13 protein-coding genes are annotated in these 19,290 nt (G+C 48.5%); 4 read left to right on the forward strand and 9 right to left on the reverse strand.

What is annotated here, in order from left to right; all coding sequences use genetic code 11:
- Positions 1 to 13: 13 nt before the first annotated feature.
- Genes KDK16_RS03700 through KDK16_RS03710 form a run of 3 tightly spaced genes read left to right on the forward strand, consistent with a single transcriptional unit; the run spans position 14 to position 1,989 of the window.
- A complete protein-coding gene (locus tag KDK16_RS03700) occupies positions 14 to 1,207 on the forward strand; it encodes a PP2C family protein-serine/threonine phosphatase (RefSeq protein ID WP_257255240.1) in 1,194 nt (397 codons plus the stop codon).
- Between the two features lie 16 nt (positions 1,208 to 1,223).
- Entirely contained in the window at positions 1,224 to 1,556 is a 333-nt protein-coding gene (locus tag KDK16_RS03705) for an STAS domain-containing protein (protein ID WP_257255239.1), read from the forward strand.
- A gap of 1 nt (position 1,557) precedes the next feature.
- Positions 1,558 to 1,989 (forward strand): ATP-binding protein, encoded by a 432-nt coding sequence (locus tag KDK16_RS03710; protein WP_257255238.1) that lies wholly within the window; start codon positions 1,558 to 1,560, stop codon positions 1,987 to 1,989.
- Positions 1,990 to 2,009: 20 nt separating this feature from the next.
- Here KDK16_RS03710 and KDK16_RS03715 read toward each other — a convergent pair whose 3' ends face one another.
- The gene (locus KDK16_RS03715; RefSeq protein ID WP_257274727.1) at positions 2,010 to 2,927 is read right to left on the reverse strand and encodes a peptidoglycan binding protein CsiV; all 918 of its coding nucleotides are present in this window, start codon (positions 2,925 to 2,927) and stop codon (positions 2,010 to 2,012) included.
- Between the two features lie 185 nt (positions 2,928 to 3,112).
- Positions 3,113 to 6,571 (reverse strand): transcription-repair coupling factor, encoded by a 3,459-nt coding sequence (mfd, locus tag KDK16_RS03720; RefSeq protein ID WP_257255236.1) that lies wholly within the window; start codon positions 6,569 to 6,571, stop codon positions 3,113 to 3,115.
- A gap of 309 nt (positions 6,572 to 6,880) precedes the next feature.
- Here mfd and KDK16_RS03725 point away from each other — a divergent pair, with 309 nt between their 5' ends.
- The gene (locus tag KDK16_RS03725; RefSeq protein ID WP_257255235.1) at positions 6,881 to 8,317 is read left to right on the forward strand and encodes a glyceraldehyde-3-phosphate dehydrogenase; all 1,437 of its coding nucleotides are present in this window, start codon (positions 6,881 to 6,883) and stop codon (positions 8,315 to 8,317) included.
- 79 nt (positions 8,318 to 8,396) lie between these two features.
- Here the strand turns inward: KDK16_RS03725 and KDK16_RS03730 are convergent, their stop codons facing one another.
- The 7 genes from KDK16_RS03730 to KDK16_RS03760 all read right to left on the reverse strand — a co-directional run.
- Positions 8,397 to 9,905, reverse strand: a complete 1,509-nt coding sequence (locus tag KDK16_RS03730) for a SpoVR family protein (RefSeq protein WP_257255234.1) — start codon at positions 9,903 to 9,905, stop codon at positions 8,397 to 8,399.
- Positions 9,906 to 9,955: 50 nt separating this feature from the next.
- Positions 9,956 to 11,878 carry a PrkA family serine protein kinase gene (locus tag KDK16_RS03735; RefSeq protein ID WP_257274729.1) on the reverse strand — a complete coding sequence of 641 codons (1,923 nt, stop codon included), beginning with the start codon at positions 11,876 to 11,878 and terminating at the stop codon, positions 9,956 to 9,958.
- Positions 11,879 to 12,042: 164 nt separating this feature from the next.
- Entirely contained in the window at positions 12,043 to 13,635 is a 1,593-nt protein-coding gene (locus KDK16_RS03740; RefSeq protein WP_257274730.1) for an ABC transporter ATP-binding protein, read from the reverse strand.
- A 3-nt stretch (positions 13,636 to 13,638) separates the two neighbouring features.
- Entirely contained in the window at positions 13,639 to 14,691 is a 1,053-nt protein-coding gene (locus KDK16_RS03745; RefSeq protein WP_257255231.1) for an ABC transporter permease, read from the reverse strand.
- A gap of 1 nt (position 14,692) precedes the next feature.
- Positions 14,693 to 15,781, reverse strand: a complete 1,089-nt coding sequence (locus KDK16_RS03750) for a microcin C ABC transporter permease YejB (protein ID WP_257255230.1) — start codon at positions 15,779 to 15,781, stop codon at positions 14,693 to 14,695.
- Positions 15,782 to 15,783: 2 nt separating this feature from the next.
- On the reverse strand, positions 15,784 to 17,775 hold the full coding sequence (locus tag KDK16_RS03755) for an extracellular solute-binding protein (RefSeq protein WP_257255229.1): 1,992 nt from the start codon (positions 17,773 to 17,775) through the stop codon (positions 15,784 to 15,786).
- 262 nt (positions 17,776 to 18,037) lie between these two features.
- On the reverse strand, positions 18,038 to 19,290 hold a 1,253-nt coding region (locus KDK16_RS03760), incomplete at its 5' end, for an ABC transporter substrate-binding protein (RefSeq protein WP_257274731.1).

Below are 19,290 nucleotides of genomic sequence, written 5' to 3' on the forward strand. Positions count from 1 at the left end.
CGATAAGGACTGGATGAATATTCTTATTGTTGAAGATGCCCGTGACCAGCGTTTAATGCTCTCCATAGTGTTGAAAAAACAAGGGCATCAGGTGCTTGAAGCTGAGAATGGCATAAAAGCTCTGGAGATTCTTCAGGAATATCAGGATGTCAGAATCATCATCAGCGATTGGATGATGCCCGGGATGGATGGCCTGGAACTGCTCAGGCAGACCCGAAAAACAGATCTTGGTCGTTATATTTATTTCATTCTGCTCACTGGTAATGCCGATCATGAAGCTGTTGTCGAAGGTATGAATGATGGGGCGGACGACTTTCTTGCCAAACCGGTCAATTTTGATGAATTGGCTGCCCGCCTCAAAGCAGGGATTCGTATCATTGAACTTGAGAAGCAGCTTGAACAGCAGAATAAGCAATTGATTGAAGCGATTCAGACCGTTGAGAAAGATCTTGAATCAGCCGCCAAAGCTCAGGAAGTTCTGCTGGCTCAGCCGACAACTATTCAACATGTTGCCTTTGACTGGTTTTTCAAACCTAGCAAAATCCTGGGTGGGGATATGTTTGGTTACCAGGCCATAGACGGTGAAACTTTGGGGTTCTACCAACTGGACGTGGCTGGGCATGGCATTCCCTCAGCGCTCTTCTCATTTACCCTGAATAACATTCTTTCAGAAACATCGGGCAGGGGCTCCATCATCAAAGAAACACTGGATCATGAGCCTTTTTATAAAGTGCGTGCGCCCGAAAAGGTTTTGGCCTCTTTGAACAGGCGGTTTCAGGTGACACCGGAATCGATGCTTTATTTCACTATTGCCTATGGACTCATTAACAGTCGCACAGGTCAAGTCACCTTATCTCAGGCGGGTCACCCGAAACCTTTATGGATTCATCGTGAAAAGGCCTACGTAGAACCTGTAGCAGGTGGAGGAGTGCCTATCGGTATGATGCCCGACATGGAATACACCTCCTGCACTTTGCAGTTTCGGCCGGGTGACCGTCTGTTTCTGTACTCTGATGGCGTGACAGAATGTGAAAACGCTGAGAGTGAGCAGTTTGGTGAAACCCGATTGCTGCAATGTCTGCAAGATACTTTAAATGATGATTTAAAATCAGTTATTGACCAGGTAGAGAAAAATGTCAGAGACTGGAGTGAACTCGACCGTTTCGATGACGATGTAACTTACCTTTTACTGGAATGGAAACCCTGAAAGCCAGGAGGATGGCATGGCGTTTGAAAACCACGAGGAAGGCCACTTTACGGTGGTCCGGATTGATGAGTCCCGTCTTGACGCTTCCGTTGCCGAAGTGTTTAAAACCTATGTGTTTGATTTGATTGAAGAGGGCAGGTCCAACATAGTTGTCGATCTTGCTGAGGTGCGTTTCATGGACAGTACTGGCCTGAGTGTGCTGGTAGCGGGTCTCAAGAAATTGTCGGGTAATGGTTCATTCAGTCTGGCTTGTGCTCAGCCTGCGGTGAGAGATCTGTTTGATCTTACGTCCATGGATAAATTGTTCAAACTCCATGGTTCTGTGGCTGAGGCCGTTAAAGGGAGTTGACATGTCACAGGTGCTGAAGCTGGAAATCGACAGCCAGTTATCCAATACAAGACTGGTGGCTATGGCGGTCAGAGGAGTCTGCGCTATGACAACGCTTTCTCCTGTTGAAATAAACCGGTTAGAGTTGTGTCTGGTAGAAATTGTCAATAATGCCATTGAACATGCCTACGACAATGAAGCGGGTCATCCGGTAGAAGTATGTGTCAGTATGGACAAGACTACGATGAATATTTCTGTCAGTGATTGGGGGCAGAGCATTCCCGATGATGTCATGCAGAATAAGACTGAAATGGTGGTTGATCCGGAGCAGCCGGAAGTCTGGTTATGCAGCGGTCGGGGCCTGCATATTGTGAACAAGCTTATGGACCAGGTGACCTATGAGTCAAACCAGGACAAGAATAGCTTTATCATGAAAAAAGAGCTGCGCCACTGACAGCTCTTTTTTACTCTGGATCAGCTGTCTTTCTGTTCGAAGATTCCGGGTAAAATACCCAGCTCCGGGCTTTTATCCTGATCAGATTCCATTTCTGGCAGTGGAGGTTTGTCGGGCTTTTCATAGGGCGTCAGCTTGAAAAGAACACCGATGACAGGGCTGTCCAGGTACTGAACCTCGTCAATGTTTGTGATTCTGCGACTTTCCTGCATATGAAAATTTCGGGAAATTTTCATGGTTTGGCCGTCAGGCGTTTTGACCAGTTGTAACTTTCCATCTGTGGTCGGTTTCTTCTGAGAGTCTGGGTTCGACTGAGATCCTCCCATGTTTTTTGCCAGTGCTTCCCACGCCAATTCACTGTACCAGAGATTGACTTTTACGTGCAGATATCGACTGGAACTGACTGTAACGGTGCCTTCCAGCATACCGGGCTTTTTGCTTTGTGTAGTATAAGTTCTAATTGTGACAGGCTTCGTACTTTTGCCGTCCTTGATTGGCATCAGCCAGGCTTTTTGCTCCAGAATCCGGTAGCTGCCATTTCTGCTCAGGGCACTGCTTTCCTTTTGTAACAACTGTGATGGGTAGGGTAGGGAGACAAAGGCATCCCGTTCCAGATCTATCTCGGGCTTTTTTTCAGACTGACCCAGCCTATTGGTTAGGTTACCAGTGTCTGTTACAGAGTCGGACGATTTCAGTTTGACGGCGTTAGCGGGTAGAGAGTGAGTTGTTATTTCTGGCCATTTCTCACTGCTATTCATGCTTTGTTCGTTCAGAAATACAATCATGTCGGCCTGATACCACTGAGTCTCTGCCTTTTGACCTTCCGCCATGGCCATCATCGAGACCGAACTCAGAAGCAGACTACCGATCGCTCTTTGAATTCTGCAAAAGGCGACATTGTGATTAACACTCATTTTTTTTAGCTCAAGGCTTTTCATAAAATCCCCGCTCAATCCTGTGCCTCGTTGACCTTCAGTCTGGCGGGCTGCTATACGCCGCCGCTGAGATATCTGAGAGGTGGATTTCAAAAGTGTGATCATGCAGTTTCGTATACAGTTTTAAAGACTCAGAGACGCAGAAGCAATCATAGATCGAGAAAATTTAAGACTGCTTCCAGGGGCGATTATGTGGCCAGTCGATCCAGTAATTGTTCAAGCAGCTTGAATCGCGCTTCGGCTTTTTCCATTGGGCCACTGTACTTCAACACGCTACTACCTTCCAGTCTGTAAAGGTGCGGCTCTGACTGGATTAGCTGAATGATCGCAACGGGATCGATGGCTGGCTGACTGTTGAATTCAATTCGGGCACTGCCGGCACCGGCATCGATTTTAATAATACCCATTTTTTCAGCTTTTAACCTGAGACGGGTCTGTCGGAACAGGTTTTTGGCCTGGTCCGGTAACAGGCCGAAGCGGTCAATCAGTTCAACCTGAAGGTTTTTCAGGTCTTCGCCGTTACTCGCAGCGGCAATTCGTTTATAGAGAATCAGCCTGTTGTGGACATCATGGATATAGTCTTCTGGTAGCAAGGCCGGCAGCCGCAGGTTCACATCGCTGCCTTGATGCAGAGGTTTGTCCAGATCCGGTGTTTCACCGTTACGGATCGCTTCCACCGCTTTTTCAAGCATTTCGGTGTAAAGTGTAAAGCCAACATTCTGAATCTGCCCGCTCTGATCTTCACCCAGCAATTCTCCTGCTCCCCGAATTTCCAGGTCATTGGATGCCAGCATAAATCCAGCTCCCAGGTCCTGAGCTTCGGCAATGGCTTCCAGTCTTTTCAGTGCATCCCTGGTCATGGACTTTGGCGCAGGTGTCAGCAGATAAGCATAGGCCTGATGATGAGATCGGCCAACTCGTCCTCTCAACTGGTGCAGCTGTGCCAGACCGAACTTGTCCGAACGGTGGATGATAATGGTGTTGGCATTAGGTATATCAATGCCTGTCTCTATGATGGTGGTGCAGACAAGGATGTTATGTCGCTTGTGATAGAAGTCGGACATGACCTGCTCCAGCTCTCTTTCACGCATCTGACCGTGACCCACAGCAATACGCGCCTCAGGAATAAGTTCCTGCAGATCAGAAGCAGCCTTGTCGATACTGGAAACTTCGTTGTGCAGGTAATAGACCTGACCACCGCGCAGTAACTCACGAAGAATAGCCTCTTTGACCAGTAATTTGTCGCTTTGTCGAACAAAGGTTTTAACTGACAGGCGTCGTGCGGGTGGAGTTGCGATAATCGAGAGATCACGAATACCCGACATAGCCATATTGAGTGTCCGCGGGATAGGTGTTGCCGTCAGGGTCAGAATATCGACTTCGGAACGCATGGATTTCAGCATTTCCTTGTGCCTGACCCCGAAACGGTGCTCCTCATCAATAATCAACAGACCCAGATTCTTGAACTTGAAATCACCCTGAATCAGTTTGTGGGTACCTATAATAATATCCAGTTTGCCTTCCGTGACTTTCTCTTTGAGTGCCTGAACCTGTTTTGCTGACTTGAAGCGTGAAGCTACGTCGATTTCAACGGCCCAGTCGGCAAAACGGTCACGAAAGCTTTCATAATGCTGTTGAGCCAACAGGGTAGTCGGTACAAGAATCGCCACCTGCTTGCCACTTTGTACTGCCAGAAAGGCGGCTCTCATGGCCACTTCGGTCTTACCAAACCCGACATCACCACAGACCAGGCGATCCATGGGCTTACCTTTGGACATGTCTTTTATCACGTTGACAATAGCCTGCTGCTGATCAGGCGTTTCCTCAAAAGGAAAGCCGGCAGAGAATGCATGATATTGTTGATCCGGTGCCGAAAAGGCAAAACCCTTTCTGGCTTCTCGTCGGGCATAGATATCCAGCAGCTCTGCCGCGGCATCTCTGGCTTTCTCAGCCGCCTTGCGACGTGCCTTGGTCCATTGCTCGCTACCAAGACGATGCAGCGGAGCATGCTCATCATCTGTACCGGTGTAACGGGCAATGAGATGCAGAGAGGCTACCGGAATATAAAGCTTGGCTTCGCTGGCGTATTCCAGAGTCAGGAATTCTGTCTCCTGACCATCAACAGACAAGGTATCAAGACCACGATACCGTCCTACACCGTGATCAATATGCACCACTGGAGCACCTTCTCTCAGCTCGGTAAGATTACGGATGGTTTGATCGGTGTCGGTCTCTGTCTCTCCTTTTCGCCGACGGCGCTGCATGACCCTCTGACCCAGCAGCAGAGACTCTGGAATCAGGGCAATATTCAGGTCGTTGAGAAAAAAGCCTGACGCTAACGTACCTTCGGTAATACCCAGCGTCTCTTTTCTGCTCAGGAAGGTGGACCAGCTATTGAAAGTATTGGGGCGAATGTCAGACTGGGCGAGCATTTCCAGCAGAACTTCCCGACGACCCGCACTTTCAGCCACCAGAAGAATCCTTGGTCCCGATTCAATCAGATCTTCAAGAGGTTGCAAAGGGTGATCGGCACGGGCATTCAGAGTGAGCTCAGGTAATGGCTGGTGATTAAGGTTGAAGCCGTCAGAAGAATCAACGATCTGGTCTGACAGCACAATGCGAGGGTATTGTTTCAGAGCTCGATTGATTTCTTCAGAAGGCATTAAAACCTTTACGGGAGGCAGAAGCGGGCGGTTGGGATCGACTTTCCGGTTCTCGTAGCGTTCTGTCAGATCCTGCCAGAATTGCTCTATCGCTTCCTGCACGCCCTGATATTGAATGATCGTTGTTTCACTGGAAAGATGATCAAACAGGGTGGCTGTCTGCTCGAAAAACAGGGGCAGGTAGTATTCAATACCCGGGCTTGCCAGCCCCTGTCCTATATCCTGGTACACGGGGCACTCGCGGTGATCCACGTCAAACGCTTCCCTGAACAGGCTTCGGAAGCGATCCCTGGAGGTCTTGTCCATCGGGAATTCATGTCCCGGGAGCAGTTCTATGTGATCAACTTGATTAATGGAACGCTGGCTTTCCGGATCAAAGATTCTCAGCGTATCGATTTCGTCATCAAACAGGTCAATCCGGTAGGGGGTATCAGATCCCATGGGGAAGATATCCATGAGTGAACCCCGGATAGCGAACTCGCCATGCTCGTAGACTGTATCAACACAGCGATAACCCGCCTGTTCCAATTGTTGCCTTTTCTCGGCAATAAGAAAGGTTTCACCCCGTTTCAAAACCAGACAGTTGGATTCCAGGTAATCACGGGGACACAGACGGTGCAGCAAGGTGGAAACCGATATTATCAACAGGGTCTTTTCGCTGCGGGGTAGTCGGTACAGGGTTTTCAACCGCTGGGAAATGATGTCCTGATGGGGCGAAAAGGCATCGTAGGGTAATATCTCCCAGTCGGGAAAGTGCAGGATGCGGGTAGACTGATCATCTTTCAGGAAGAAACTCAGTTCTTCTTCAAGAGCATTTGCCTGAGCGGAGTCAGGTGTAATAACCAGTAGCGGGCGACGGGTTAACCGGGCGGCACTGGCTATGGCGAATGAGCTGGTTGATTGGCTCAGCTGACCCCAGAAGGTTTTATGCCCCGGAGTCTCTGGAAGCTGGAAGGAAGATGAGTTCAAATTGGCCTGCGACATGAAAGGTGTTTTGTTCTGGATACGCTAAACCCGCAATTGTAGCTGTTCAGAACGGCATATACCATGCAATAGCGTCTTTGCAGCCTCGTACAAACAAAGAATGATTAAATGAAGTGTTAAAGTTTGTTGTACTTTGTTGCCAAGTGAGGATGAACTCTGGATAATAGCCCCGAAGCCTAAGGGCATATAAACGTGACCTGTGCCGCCTGAAGTAACCAGCCAGTTGCTTGAGAGTGGCAGTCTGACAGAAGTGAACAGCCTTGAGCTGATTAACAGCCTTGAGCACATAAAAAATACAGGATTGGAACCATGGAAAAAGACCATTTTCAGGACTGGAGAGAACGTGAAGCCTTAGCCGAATCCATGATTCCATTGATCGGCCGCTTGTATCGTGAAAATAACGTTGTGACTTCGGTCTATGGCCGCTCAATCATCAATCGTTCTGTAATTGATATCCTCAAATCTCACAAGTACGTTCGCCAGGTAGAAGGCTCTGCCTTGTGTGTACGTCAAACATTCCCCGTCATTGAAGTGCTGAGCAAGCTGAACCTGGCTCCGGGCCGCATTGATATTGGCAAGCTTGCATCCGGCTACGAGAAGAGTGAAGGCAAGCAGACTCTGGAAAATTACGTTCGCAGTCAGGTTTCCGAACTGGTGGATGGCAAAAATGGCCATGGCCATGATGACAGAGATGTTGTCCTCTATGGTTTTGGTCGTATCGGTCGCCTCATGGCCCGTATTCTTATTGAACGGGCAGGTGGCTCCGGTTTGAACCTGAGAGCGGTTGTCGTTCGGAAGGGGAAAGCTGAAAACGATCTGCAAAAGCGTGCCAGTTTGCTGAGACGTGATTCGGTGCACGGTTCTTTCAATGGCACCATCAGCGTAGATGAAGAGAGCAACATCATCTACGCCAACGGTGTAGCTATCAAGTTTATCTATGCCAACTCTCCGGATTCTATCGATTACACAAGCTATGGTATTAACAATGCCATCGTCGTAGACAATACTGGTGTGTGGCGTGATCAGGAGGGTTTGAGTCAGCACCTTCAGTCTACCGGGGCTAGCAGGGTTCTGCTGACAGCGCCTGGCAAGGGCGACCTGAAAAATGTTGTGTTTGGCGTTAACCATGACATCATCAATGATGAAGATCAGATCATTTCTGCTGCCTCCTGCACCACCAATGCGATCACTCCGGTACTGAAAGCGATCTGTGACAAGTTTGGTGTTGAGAACGGTCATGTCGAAACCGTTCACTCCTACACCAATGACCAGAACCTGATTGACAACTACCATAAAGGTTCTCGCCGCGGTCGCAGTGCAGCCTTGAATATGGTGATCACCGAAACCGGAGCGGCCAAGGCTGTTTCGAAGGCACTGCCGCAGTTGCAAGGCAAGTTGACTGGTAATGCCATCCGGGTGCCAACACCCAACGTGTCCATGGCCATTCTGAACCTGAATCTGTCTAAGGACACCACTGTAGACGAGCTAAACAGCTATCTCCGTGAGATGGCGCTGTACTCTGATCTGAAGAAGCAGATCGATTATGTGAACTCTTTTGAAGTGGTATCCAGTGATTTTGTCGGCAACCGTCATGCGGGCATTGTTGACAGTCAGGCCACCATTGTTGATGGCAACCGCTGTGTACTTTACGTCTGGTATGATAATGAGTTTGGATACAGCTGTCAGGTTAACCGTATTTTGCAGCATATGACCGGAAATCATCACAAAACAGTGCCTGTTCAGTAGCAGGCATTGGCCATCCGTCATTCATGGCAATAGCTGATGGAATGGACCCTATCCTGAAAAAGCCATCATATGCGCTTTTTCAGGATGCATCGTGTATTTCCGAGGTGCAGTAACTGTGCTGAACTTCGCCTTTAGTGTCCAGAGAATTCAGTCGTACGTCAAATCCCCATAACAGGTGCAGGTGTTTGAGGATTTCCATGGCGCTATCAGCGTGAAGGTTCTGACCCCTATGCATGGAATGAATCAGTGTCAGGGAGCGGTCTCCTCTTACATCAACATCAAAAACCTGAATATTAGGCTCCTGATTACCCAGATTATACTGGTTGGACAGTGACTGTCTGAGTGCTTTGTAACCTGACTCATCGTGTATGGCGCTGACTTCGAGAAAGGCTTTTGAATGGTCGTCGTGAATGCAGAAGAGCTTCATATCCCGCATCACTTTGGGAGAAAGAAACTGAAGGATAAAGCTTTCATCCTTGTACTGGGCCATGGCGTGATGAAGGGCCTTCAGCCAGTCGCTGTCCGTGAGGTCAGGAAACCATAGCCGGTCTTCCTGAGTAGGATTTTCGCATATCCGGCGAATGTCGCGATAGATATTGAAGCCCAGAGTATAAGGGTTTATGCCGGAATAACGTGGATCATCAAAATCCGGCTGAAACACGACATTACTGTGAGAATGCAGAAACTCGAGCACATAGCCTTCGTTGATCAGACCTTTTGCATAGAGTTCATGCATCAGCGTGTAATGCCAGAAGCTGGCCCAACCTTCGTTCATCACCTGGGTCTGCCGCTGAGGATAAAAATACTGGGCTATTTTACGGACAATTCGAATCAGTTCCCGTTGCCAGGTTTTCAACAGTGGTGCATTTTTTTCAACAAAGTAGAGAATGTTTTCTTCCGGCTCTGAAGGGAATCGTTTTCTCACTTTGGCAGGGTCTTCCTTTTTGCTTGGGACCGTTCGCCAGAGATCATTGATGTTTCTCTGAATATATTCTTCTCTCTCCCTCGCCTGGTTCTTTTCCATTTCTGCTGAAATGGCGGAAGGGCGCATATATCGATTGACTCCTTGATTCATCAACGCATGGCAGGCATCCAGAATCACTTCAACAGCGTCAACACCGTATTTTTCCTCGCACTGATTAATGTAGTTCCTGGCAAACAGCAGATAATCGACAATCGAGTCTGCATTGGTCCACTGACGGAATAGATAGTTACCTTTAAAAAAAGAGTTATGACCGTAACAGGCATGGGCAATCACCAGAGCCTGCATGGCCATGGAATTTTCCTCCATCAAGTAGGCGATGCAGGGGTTTGAATTGATGACAATTTCATAGGCAAGCCCCATTCGACCACGCCTGTAGTTTTGAAGATTCGTAAGAAATTTTTTACCAAAACTCCAGTGATGGTACATGAGCGGCATGCCTAACGAAGTGTAGGCATCAATCATTTGTTCCGAGTTTATGACTTCAATCTGGTTTGGGTAAGTATCCAATTCAAACTTTTCTGCCAGCTGACCAATGGCCCTGTCATAAGCGTCAAGTAGCTCAAAGGTCCACTCGGAGCCGGTTGAAAGGTACTGGCTATTCATGGCTATTTCACTTCCTTTTCGAAAAGACGACGGAAGACCCGGTAGACAGGTTACTGGGACTTCCTGACCCTGATGTACCACTCAGACAGCAGTCTGACCTGCTTTTCGGTGTAGCCGTGCTGTACCATGCGGTCCACAAAGTCGGCATGTTTCTTCTGATCGTCATGGGAAGCCTTTGCATTAAATGAGATGACAGGCAGCAGGTCTTCTGTGTTGGAGAACATCTTTTTCTCAATCACGGCTCTCATCTTTTCGTAACTGAGCCAGATGGGATTCTTGCCCTGCATATCAGCCCTGGCTCTGAGCACAAAATTGACCACCTCATTGCGAAAGTCTTTCGGGTTGGCTATTCCGGCGGGCTTCTCAATTTTTTCCAGCTCATCATTGAGAGCTATCCGATCGAGTATCTGTCCGGTATCAGGATCTCTGAACTCCTGATCCTGAATCCAGAAATCGGCGTAGGTGATGTAGCGATCAAAAATATTCTGACCGTACTCTGAGTACGATTCCAGATACGCTGTCTGAATCTCTTTACCCAGAAACTCCACGTATCTTGGCGTCAGATACCCCTTGATGAAGCTGATGTATCGCTCTTCAATGGCTTCGGGGAACTGTTGTTGTTCAATCTGTTGCTCAAGAACGTACAACAGGTGAACCGGGTTAGCAGCTATTTCGGTAGGGTCAAAATTAAAGACCTTTGAGAGTATCTTGAAAGCAAATCGGGTCGATAATCCTTCCATCCCTTCGTCGACGCCAGCCGCATCCTTGTATTCCTGAAGCGATTTGGCGTTAGGATCGGTGTCTTTGAGATTCTCACCGTCGTAGACCCGCATCTTGGAGTAGATAGAGGAATTTTCCGTGTCGGCTATCCGGGAAAGGACACTGAACTGAGCAAGCATCCGCAATGTATCCGGGGCACAGGGAGCTTTGTTAAGAGAACTGTGTTCAAGCAGCTTCTCATAAATTCTGATTTCCTCACTCATGCGGGTGCAATAGGGCACTTTGATAATGTTGACGCGATCAATAAAAGCTTCATTGGTTTTGTTGTTTCTGAATGCTTGCCACTCCGATTCGTTCGAGTGAGCGAGAATAATGCCTTCATAGGGAATAGAGCCCAAGCCTTCAGTGCTGTTGTAATTACCTTCCTGGGTGGCTGTCAGCAAAGGGTGGAGTACCTTGATCGGGGCCTTGAACATTTCGACAAACTCCATAATGCCCTGATTGGCCCTGCAGAGTGCCCCCGAGAAACTATAGGCATCGGGATCATCCTGCGAATATTCTTCCAGTTGTCGTATATCCACCTTGCCCACCAGGCTGGAGATATCCTGATTGTTTTCATCGCCGGGTTCGGTTTTGGCAACGGCAATCTGCTTCAGTCGGTTAGGATAGAGTTTGATGACCCTGAACTGAGTAATGTCACCTTTGTATTCCTCGAGGCGCTTAACGGCCCACGGGGACATAATGTATCTCAGACAGCGGTCGGGTATACCGAATTCTTTCGCAAGTAGCTCTCCGTCCTGCTCCGGGTTGAAAAGACCGAGAGGTGATTCAAACACTGGCGATCCTTTGATGGCGTAGAAGGGTACTTTTTCAATCAGTTCTTTCAGTTTTTCCGCCAGCGAGGATTTACCACCACCAACCGGGCCAAGCAGATAGAGAATCTGCTTCTTTTCTTCCAGCCCCTGGGCAGCATACTGAAAATAAGAAACAATCTGTTCAATGGATTCTTCCATACCAAAGAACCCGCTGAACGCTGGATACCGTTTGATCAACTTGTTGGAAAATATTCTGCTGAGTCTCGGGTTTCTTGAAGTATCGACAAGTTCTGGCTCGCCAATCGCTTCAAGCACGCGCTCGGCTGCGCTGGCATAGGTTCCGGGTTCTTGCTTGCATAGCTCCAGGAAAGCCTGAAGGCTCATCTCTTCTTCCAGGGTTGAGTCATATCTTTGCTGGTAATGTTCAAACAGGGACATGTTGCTCACTCCAACGGAATTCGTCTGCAGGTGAAGTGAAGATAGTTGAAAAGCGACTGATAACAATTAATTAATGAGAGAAGTATTTCACCCGCTCGATGGGAGAATGATGAAATACCCTCAACATGCAGACATTATCTAGCAGCCTGTCGGACTTAAGGCTGCTAGTAGCTTTCGAAAGCGGCTTCAAGCAGCTCGCAGGTGTATTCCGTTTGAGGATGGTGAAAGATCTGTTCGGTTGAGCCCTGCTCAATAATCTCACCGTCCTTCATCACCAGAATCCTGTGGCTCATGGCTTTTACAACCGCAAGGTCGTGGCTGATAAAGATATAGCTAAGATTGTGTTTTTTCTGCAGGTCTCTTAACAGCTTTATGACTTGAGACTGGACAGTCCTGTCCAGAGCAGAGGTGGGCTCATCAAGAATAATCAGTCTGGGCTTGAGGACCAGAGCTCTGGCTATGGCGATGCGCTGTCTCTGTCCGCCAGAAAACTCATGGGGATAACGGTGTCGCCATTGAGGATTAAGGCCGACCTCTGTCATGGCTTTTATGATCAGCTCGTCTCGTTCTCCGTTGCTGGCGAGCTGATGGATATCCAGTCCTTCGCCAATGATGTCAGCGATGGTCATTCTCGGGCTCAGACTGCCGTATGGGTCCTGAAAAACAACCTGCATCTGTCGTCGGTAAGGACGACACTGTTTTTGGCTCAGGGAGTGAAGGGCATCACCTTTAAAGTAGATCTGACCCTGACTCTCCTGCAGTTTCAGAAGCGCCATCCCGAGTGTGGTTTTTCCGGAACCGGATTCACCTACAATACCCAGTGTTTCACCTTCAGCGACTGAGATAGAGAGGTCCGTTACAGCTTTGATATGGTCGACGGTTTTGCGGAAGAATCCGGCTTTTACCGGAAACCAGACCCTTATATCCCGCCCCTCAATGATTTTATTCTGCGCCCGGGACACAGGTTCCGGTTCACCGGATGGCTCGGCATTGAGCAGTTCTATGGTGTAAGGATGCTTTGGTTGACTGAACACTTCTCCCGTGGCACCGGTTTCCACCAGTTCTCCGTTTTTCATGACACAGATTCGATGAGCAACATGGTGAATCAGGTTTAGATCATGACTGATAAACAAAATGGCCATACCCATTTTCTGCTGTAGTTCGGCCAGCAGCGACAGAATCTGTCTTTGTACCGTCACGTCCAGTGCAGTTGTGGGCTCATCGGCAATCAGGACTTTTGGCTCGCAGGCCAGAGCCATAGCAATCATGGCTCTTTGACGCTGACCACCCGACAGTTCGTGGGGATAGGCTGAAAGCTTTTTGGCTGGCTCCTGAATGCCCACCAGTTCAAGCAGCTCCAAAGCACGCTGACTGGCCTGTTCAGGATGCATGCCCAGGTGCAGACTGAGTACTTCACAGATCTGTTTATCTATCGTGTGCAGAGGGTTAAGGGCGGTCATGGGTTCCTGAAAAATCATACCGATCTGGTTTCCACGAACGCCTCTGATCTCCCTTTCTGATAAGGCCAACAGGTTTGTACCATCAAACAGAATCTCACCCTGGTGACTGGCATTTTCAGGAAGCAGTTGCAGTATGCTCAGGGCAGAAATGGATTTACCGGAGCCGGACTCGCCCACCAGACCCAGCGTCTCTCCCGGAAACAGTTCAAAACTGATGCTTTTTACCGCATCGCTGCTGCCGCCGCCCTGATTGAAGCGAATTTTCAGGTCTTTGATCTCGAGCAGGGAACTTGTCATTGTTTAGTGACCTGTAACGTATTTGCGTGGATCAAGGGCGTCACGGGTAGCTTCCCCAATAAACACCAGCAGGGTCAGCATCACTGACATCACCATGAAGGCTGTAATTCCCAGCCATGGTGCTTGAAGGTTGTTCTTGCCCTGGGCGATCAGCTCACCCAATGAAGGCGATCCGGCTGGCAGGCCAAAACCCAGGAAGTCCAGTGACGTCAGGGTGGTGATGGCTCCGGTGAGAATAAAGGGCATGAAAGTGATCGTTGCTATCATGGCGTTGGGTAGAATATGGCGGAACATAAGTCTGCCATCGGTCATCCCAAGTGCCCTGGCGGCCCGGACGTATTCCAGATTTCGTCCGCGCAAGAATTCCGCACGAACCACATCGACCAGAGCCATCCAGGAAAACATCAGCATAATCCCAAGCAACCACCAGAAGCCGGGTTCGACAAAACTGGAAAGAATGATCAGCAGATACAGGCTGGGCATACCTGACCAGACTTCAATAAACCGTTGCCCGATAAGATCTGTTCTTCCGCCGTAAAATCCCTGCATAGCGCCAACGGCAACCCCTATGAGAGAGCTGAACAGCGTTAGAATCAGTCCAAAAAGCACAGAAATTCTAAAACCGTAAATGACTCGGGCCAGAACATCTCTGCCCTGGTCATCGGTCCCCAGCAAATTCTCTGGCGTGGGAGGTGCCGGGGCAACACGGGCATAGTTGATCGTGTCGTAGCTGTAATGAATCGGTGGCCAGAGCATCCAGCCGTGGGGCTCGATCAGTTCTTTTGCGTAGTCCTGACGATAATCCATTTCCAGTTCAAACTCGCCACCAAACGCTGTTTCTGGGTAGATATGGAAAATAGGGGTATAGATTTCACCTTTGAAATAAACCAGAAGCGGCTTATCGTTGGCAATCAGCTCGGCAAATAAAGTGGTGAAAAACAGGAAACCGAAAATCCAGAGAGAGTAATAGCCCCGTCGATTGCTTTTGAAGCTTTTCCAGCGTCGCTGGTTAAGAGGGCTTATACGGGAAGGTTTTATGATTTGAGACGATGCCATCTTAATCCCTCGCCTCAAAATCAATTCTCGGGTCAACCAGCATGTAGGTCAGATCTCCCAGCAGTTTTACCACCATGCCTATCAGGGTGAAGATAAAGAGAGATCCGAAGACCACGGGGTAATCTCGATTAATGGCGGCTTCATATCCGAGCAGGCCAAGGCCATCCAGTGAAAAAATAATTTCAATCAGCAGCGAGCTGGTGAACAGAATGCCAATGAGAGCCGCCGGGAATCCGGATATCACCAGCAGCATGGCGTTTCTGAAAACATGGCCGTACAGTACTTGATGATCATCCAGACCCTTGGCCCGGGCTGTCTGTACATACTGGCGATGAATCTCATCGAGAAAAGAGTTTTTAGTCAGCATTGTTAATGTTGCAAAGCCACCAATAACAATACAGAAAACCGGAAGAACCATATGCCAGGCATAATCTGCCAGTTTGCCAATAAGGCTAAGCTGGTCAAAGTTTTCCGATGTTAATCCGCGCAATGGAAAGAAATTCCAGTAACTGCCACCGGCAAAGAGCACGATGAGCAGGATTGCCAGTAGAAAGCTCGGAATGGCATACCCCGTAGTGATGACCGCGCTGGTCCAGACATCGAACGGGCTACCATGTTTTAATGCTTTTCGAATCCCCATAGGAATGGAGATCAGATAGATCAGCAAGGTACTCCATAATCCAAGAGAGATGGAGACAGGTAATTTCTCTTTGATGAGGTCAACGACTTTCGCATCTCTGAAAAAAGAGTCGCCAAACTCAAAGCGAGCATAGTTGAGTACCATCTGGATAAAACGCTCATAGGCCGGTTTGTCAAAGCCGTAAAGCTTTTCAATGTCTTTGATCAGTTCCGGATCCAGTCCCCGCCGTCCGCGGTACTCACCGGATTCGTCCACGCTTACCTGTTGGATCTCAGCACTGCCTGAACCTCCGATACGGCTGATGGCATTGATTTCAAAACCTTCCAGTTTGGCAATCATCTGCTCAACAGGTCCACCCGGTGCGGCCTGAATGATGACAAAGTTCAATAACAAAATACCGAATAGTGTCGGAATCATTAACGCCAGTCGGCGCAGAATATAGCTTTTCATAATCAGATCTGACGTTTTGAACGACGTATCAACCAACCCAGAATCAGGATGGCTAACAGAATGCCAGCAGGCCAGACCGGCATGCCTTTATTGTCCTCATCTTTGTTTGAGCCATCGTCGGTTGTGTCTGAAGCCCTGATGATTGTTGGTTCCATCCACCAGGAGTCCAGGTCAAACTGGTAAAGTGGTTCCTGATCAGGAGTGCTCAGGGGATGCTTGAGCGGTTTCCAATAGGCGATTCTGTTACTGGCCAGATACCATTGGGGAATCATGTATGCATTCCAGAGCAAAACCCTATCCAGAGCTTTAACGGCGGCAACGAGATTTTCTCTGGACCCGGCATTAATCACTTCCTTGATCAGACCATCGACCACCGGGTTTTTAATGCCTATCAGATTTCGGCTTCCTGGCTGATCCGCTGATTCGCTGCTCCAGAAGTCCTTTTGCTCATTTCCGGGCGAACTGGATTGAGGAATGCGACTGACCAGCATGTCGAAGTCGAAGCTTCTGAGCCGGTTTATATATTGTGAAATATCCACGATTCGCAGACTAGCATTGATCCCCATGGCCTCAAGGTTTTTCTTCAGAGGCAGGGCTACTTTCTCCATACTTGAATCGTATAGAAGAATCTCAAATTCGAAAGGCTTGCCATTTTTCCTGAGAGAACCGTTTTCCAGTTTCCAGCCTGCCTGTGCCATCAAAGAGAGAGCTTGGCTCAGCTGACTTCGGATTCTGCCACTGCCATCCGTGTTGGGCAGTTTGAAGGACTCGCTGAATAACTCAGCGGGCAGTTGATCTCGCCAGGGCTCAAGGTAAGCCAGTTCTTTACCCTCGGGAATACCCGTTGCTTCCATATCAGAGTTGGCAAAATAACTCTGTGTCCTGGTGTAGCTGTTGTAGAACAGATTCTTGTTAAGCCACTCGAAGTCCATAGCGTAATTCAAAGCTTTTCGAACTCTCACGTCCTCGAAAATATCTCTGCGCAGGTTAAAAACAAATCCCTGCATCCCCTGAGGGGCTTTGGTTGGAAAGGACTCCTGAATCAGGTCACCTTTTTTAACCGCCGGAGAGTCGTAGGCGGTGGCCCAGTTCCTGGCAATATTTTCAAAGCGAAGATCGTATTCGCCGGCTTTCAGGGCTTGCAGTGCTACGTTGGCATCCCGGTAATAGTCGTAACGACGCACATCAAAGTTGTAACGGCCTCTGCTGACCGGCAGATCTTTACCCCAGTAGTCATCAACTCTTTCGTAGACAATGCTGCGACCCGCTTCGGCAGAACGGATTTTGTAGGGGCCACTGCCCAAAGGTTGAGTCAGGTTGGCCTCTTCAAAGTTATTCGATTGTGTTTCCCAGAAGTGTTTTGGAAGTACCGGGAGTTGGGAAATGATCAGGGGAAGTTCAGGGTTACGGTTGTGTTTGAAAACGAAGCGGACACTGCGTTTGGACAAGCTCTCTGCCTTGGCAATATCGCCATAGTAAGCCCGGTAAAACGGTGAGCCTTTATCCCTGAGCAGTTCAAAGCTGTAAACGACATCGTTAGCGGTGATCGGTTGTCCGTCGTGAAACCGGGCTTTAGAATTCAAATGGAAAGTGATGCCACTGTTATCAGTGGCAGGCTCTGCATATTCAGCCACCAGGGCATACATGGAGAAAGGTTCATCCGCACTGCTGGTCATCAAAGTGTCGTAAATCAGACCTATCCCCTCAGCCGGAGTCCCTTTTTCTATGAAAGGATTCAGGCTGTCGAAAGTCCCCATGCTGGCCATCCGCAGTGTCCCCCCCTTGGGAGCATTGGGATTCACATAGTCAAAATACTTGAAATCTTTTGAGTATTTACCGTCGCCATATAAGGAAAGGGAAGGGGATTTATTAACTGCGTTCTCTGCCTCTGCCAGGACAGGCATCATGGACAGGGAAAGAAAGAGGGTCGCAATGGGAAGGGCTTGGAAAATCGTTGTCTTTAACGATTTTTTTATCATCACTGTATGATTCATGGTTCGCCTGGATCGCATTGTTATAACTTTTGCCTCTAAACTATAGTCGGCTCCTTGACTATAGGTATTGCTTGTTGCGGAGTTATTTCGATTCCTGACAGTATTTTAAACACCGATCAATCCCTGCAGGCAAGGTCTAATTCAACAGAAAAAAATTATTGATATCTTTGGATGGCATTTAAAGTTGTAATGTGACCTAAAAGCAATCTTTCAGGCCGGATACCCAGCCGATTCACACTCTAAAAAAGTCGTCTTCAGACTATTAGTGATGGTTCGGACCATCATTAGCAGAGGCTGTTGGTGGTTTTTCTGTCTCATGCCACCATGTAGTCAGATCCAGAGCATAGAGCGGTGTAATCACAGGATGCCTCAGGGTGTCCCGGTAGAGGACATTCCAGGAAGGAGAGTACCAGAGAGGCAGAGAATAGTGTCCCCATAACAGAACTCTGTCCAGGGCATGAACCATGGAAAGCAGTTCTTTACGGCTGGTAGCCGATGGAATCAGGTTAGTTAATTGATCGACTACCGGTGAATGCACGCCCGAGAGATTTCTGGTTCCTGGTTGCTGAACGGTTTCCGATCCCCAGAAAGATGCTTGTTCAGTTCCGGGTGACGCGGTGTGTCGATAGGTGTGCAGTATGATTTCAAAATCCAGTTCACGTAATCTGGCTACCATCTGAAGTGGGTCTGTACGCTGAACATTCAAGGTAATACCAAGATGACTCAGTCCATCCTTAATGGAAAGCAGAACTTTTTCGTGCTCTTCACTGGCCACCAGAGCATTGAGAACCAGTGGTTCACCCCTGGCATTAACCTGCTGATTATTCTTTATCTGCCAGCCCGCCTGTTTTAACAACGTGAGCGCTTTTGCCTTGTTCAATCGGTCGCCCGATGCCAGTCGACTATCAGGTACTTTGAAAGGTTCATGGAAGAGAGCTTTCGGAAGTTCTTGTTGCCAGGGAGTCAGCCATTTGAGTTCATCAGCAGAAGGGGTACCACTGGCCGCCAGTTCAGAGCCTGCAAAAAAACTTTCAGCAGGTCGATACATCCCAAAGAAAAGATGGTTGTTGATCTGCTCGAAGTTAAAAGCATATCCCAGACTTTCCCTGACTCTGGCATCTTTTAGATAAGGTCGCCGTGTATTGTAGGTTAACGTCAGGGTTTGGGGGTTATGGTTCTTTATAACTTCTTGTATCAGACGGTATTTTTTAATGCGGTTCTCGCTCAGCTGAGTATTCCAGATCGTTGGATCTGTGATCAGTCTGAAATCATATTGATTACTGAAGAGTGACTCGAGGAGCACAGATTCGTTTCCGTAATATTCGTACACCATACGGTCAAAATTATACCGACCCCGGTTAACAGCCAGTTCACGAGCCCAATAATCCTTGTTTCTCTTGTAAGTGATGGATCGTCCGGGATTGATTTTAGCCACTTGATAAGGGCCGCTGGTGATGGGGACTTCAAGCCCGGGCGCCGGAAAAACCCTGTCTTTCCAGTAGTGTTCGGGAAGTA

Source organism: Endozoicomonas sp. SESOKO4 (assembly GCF_024606275.1).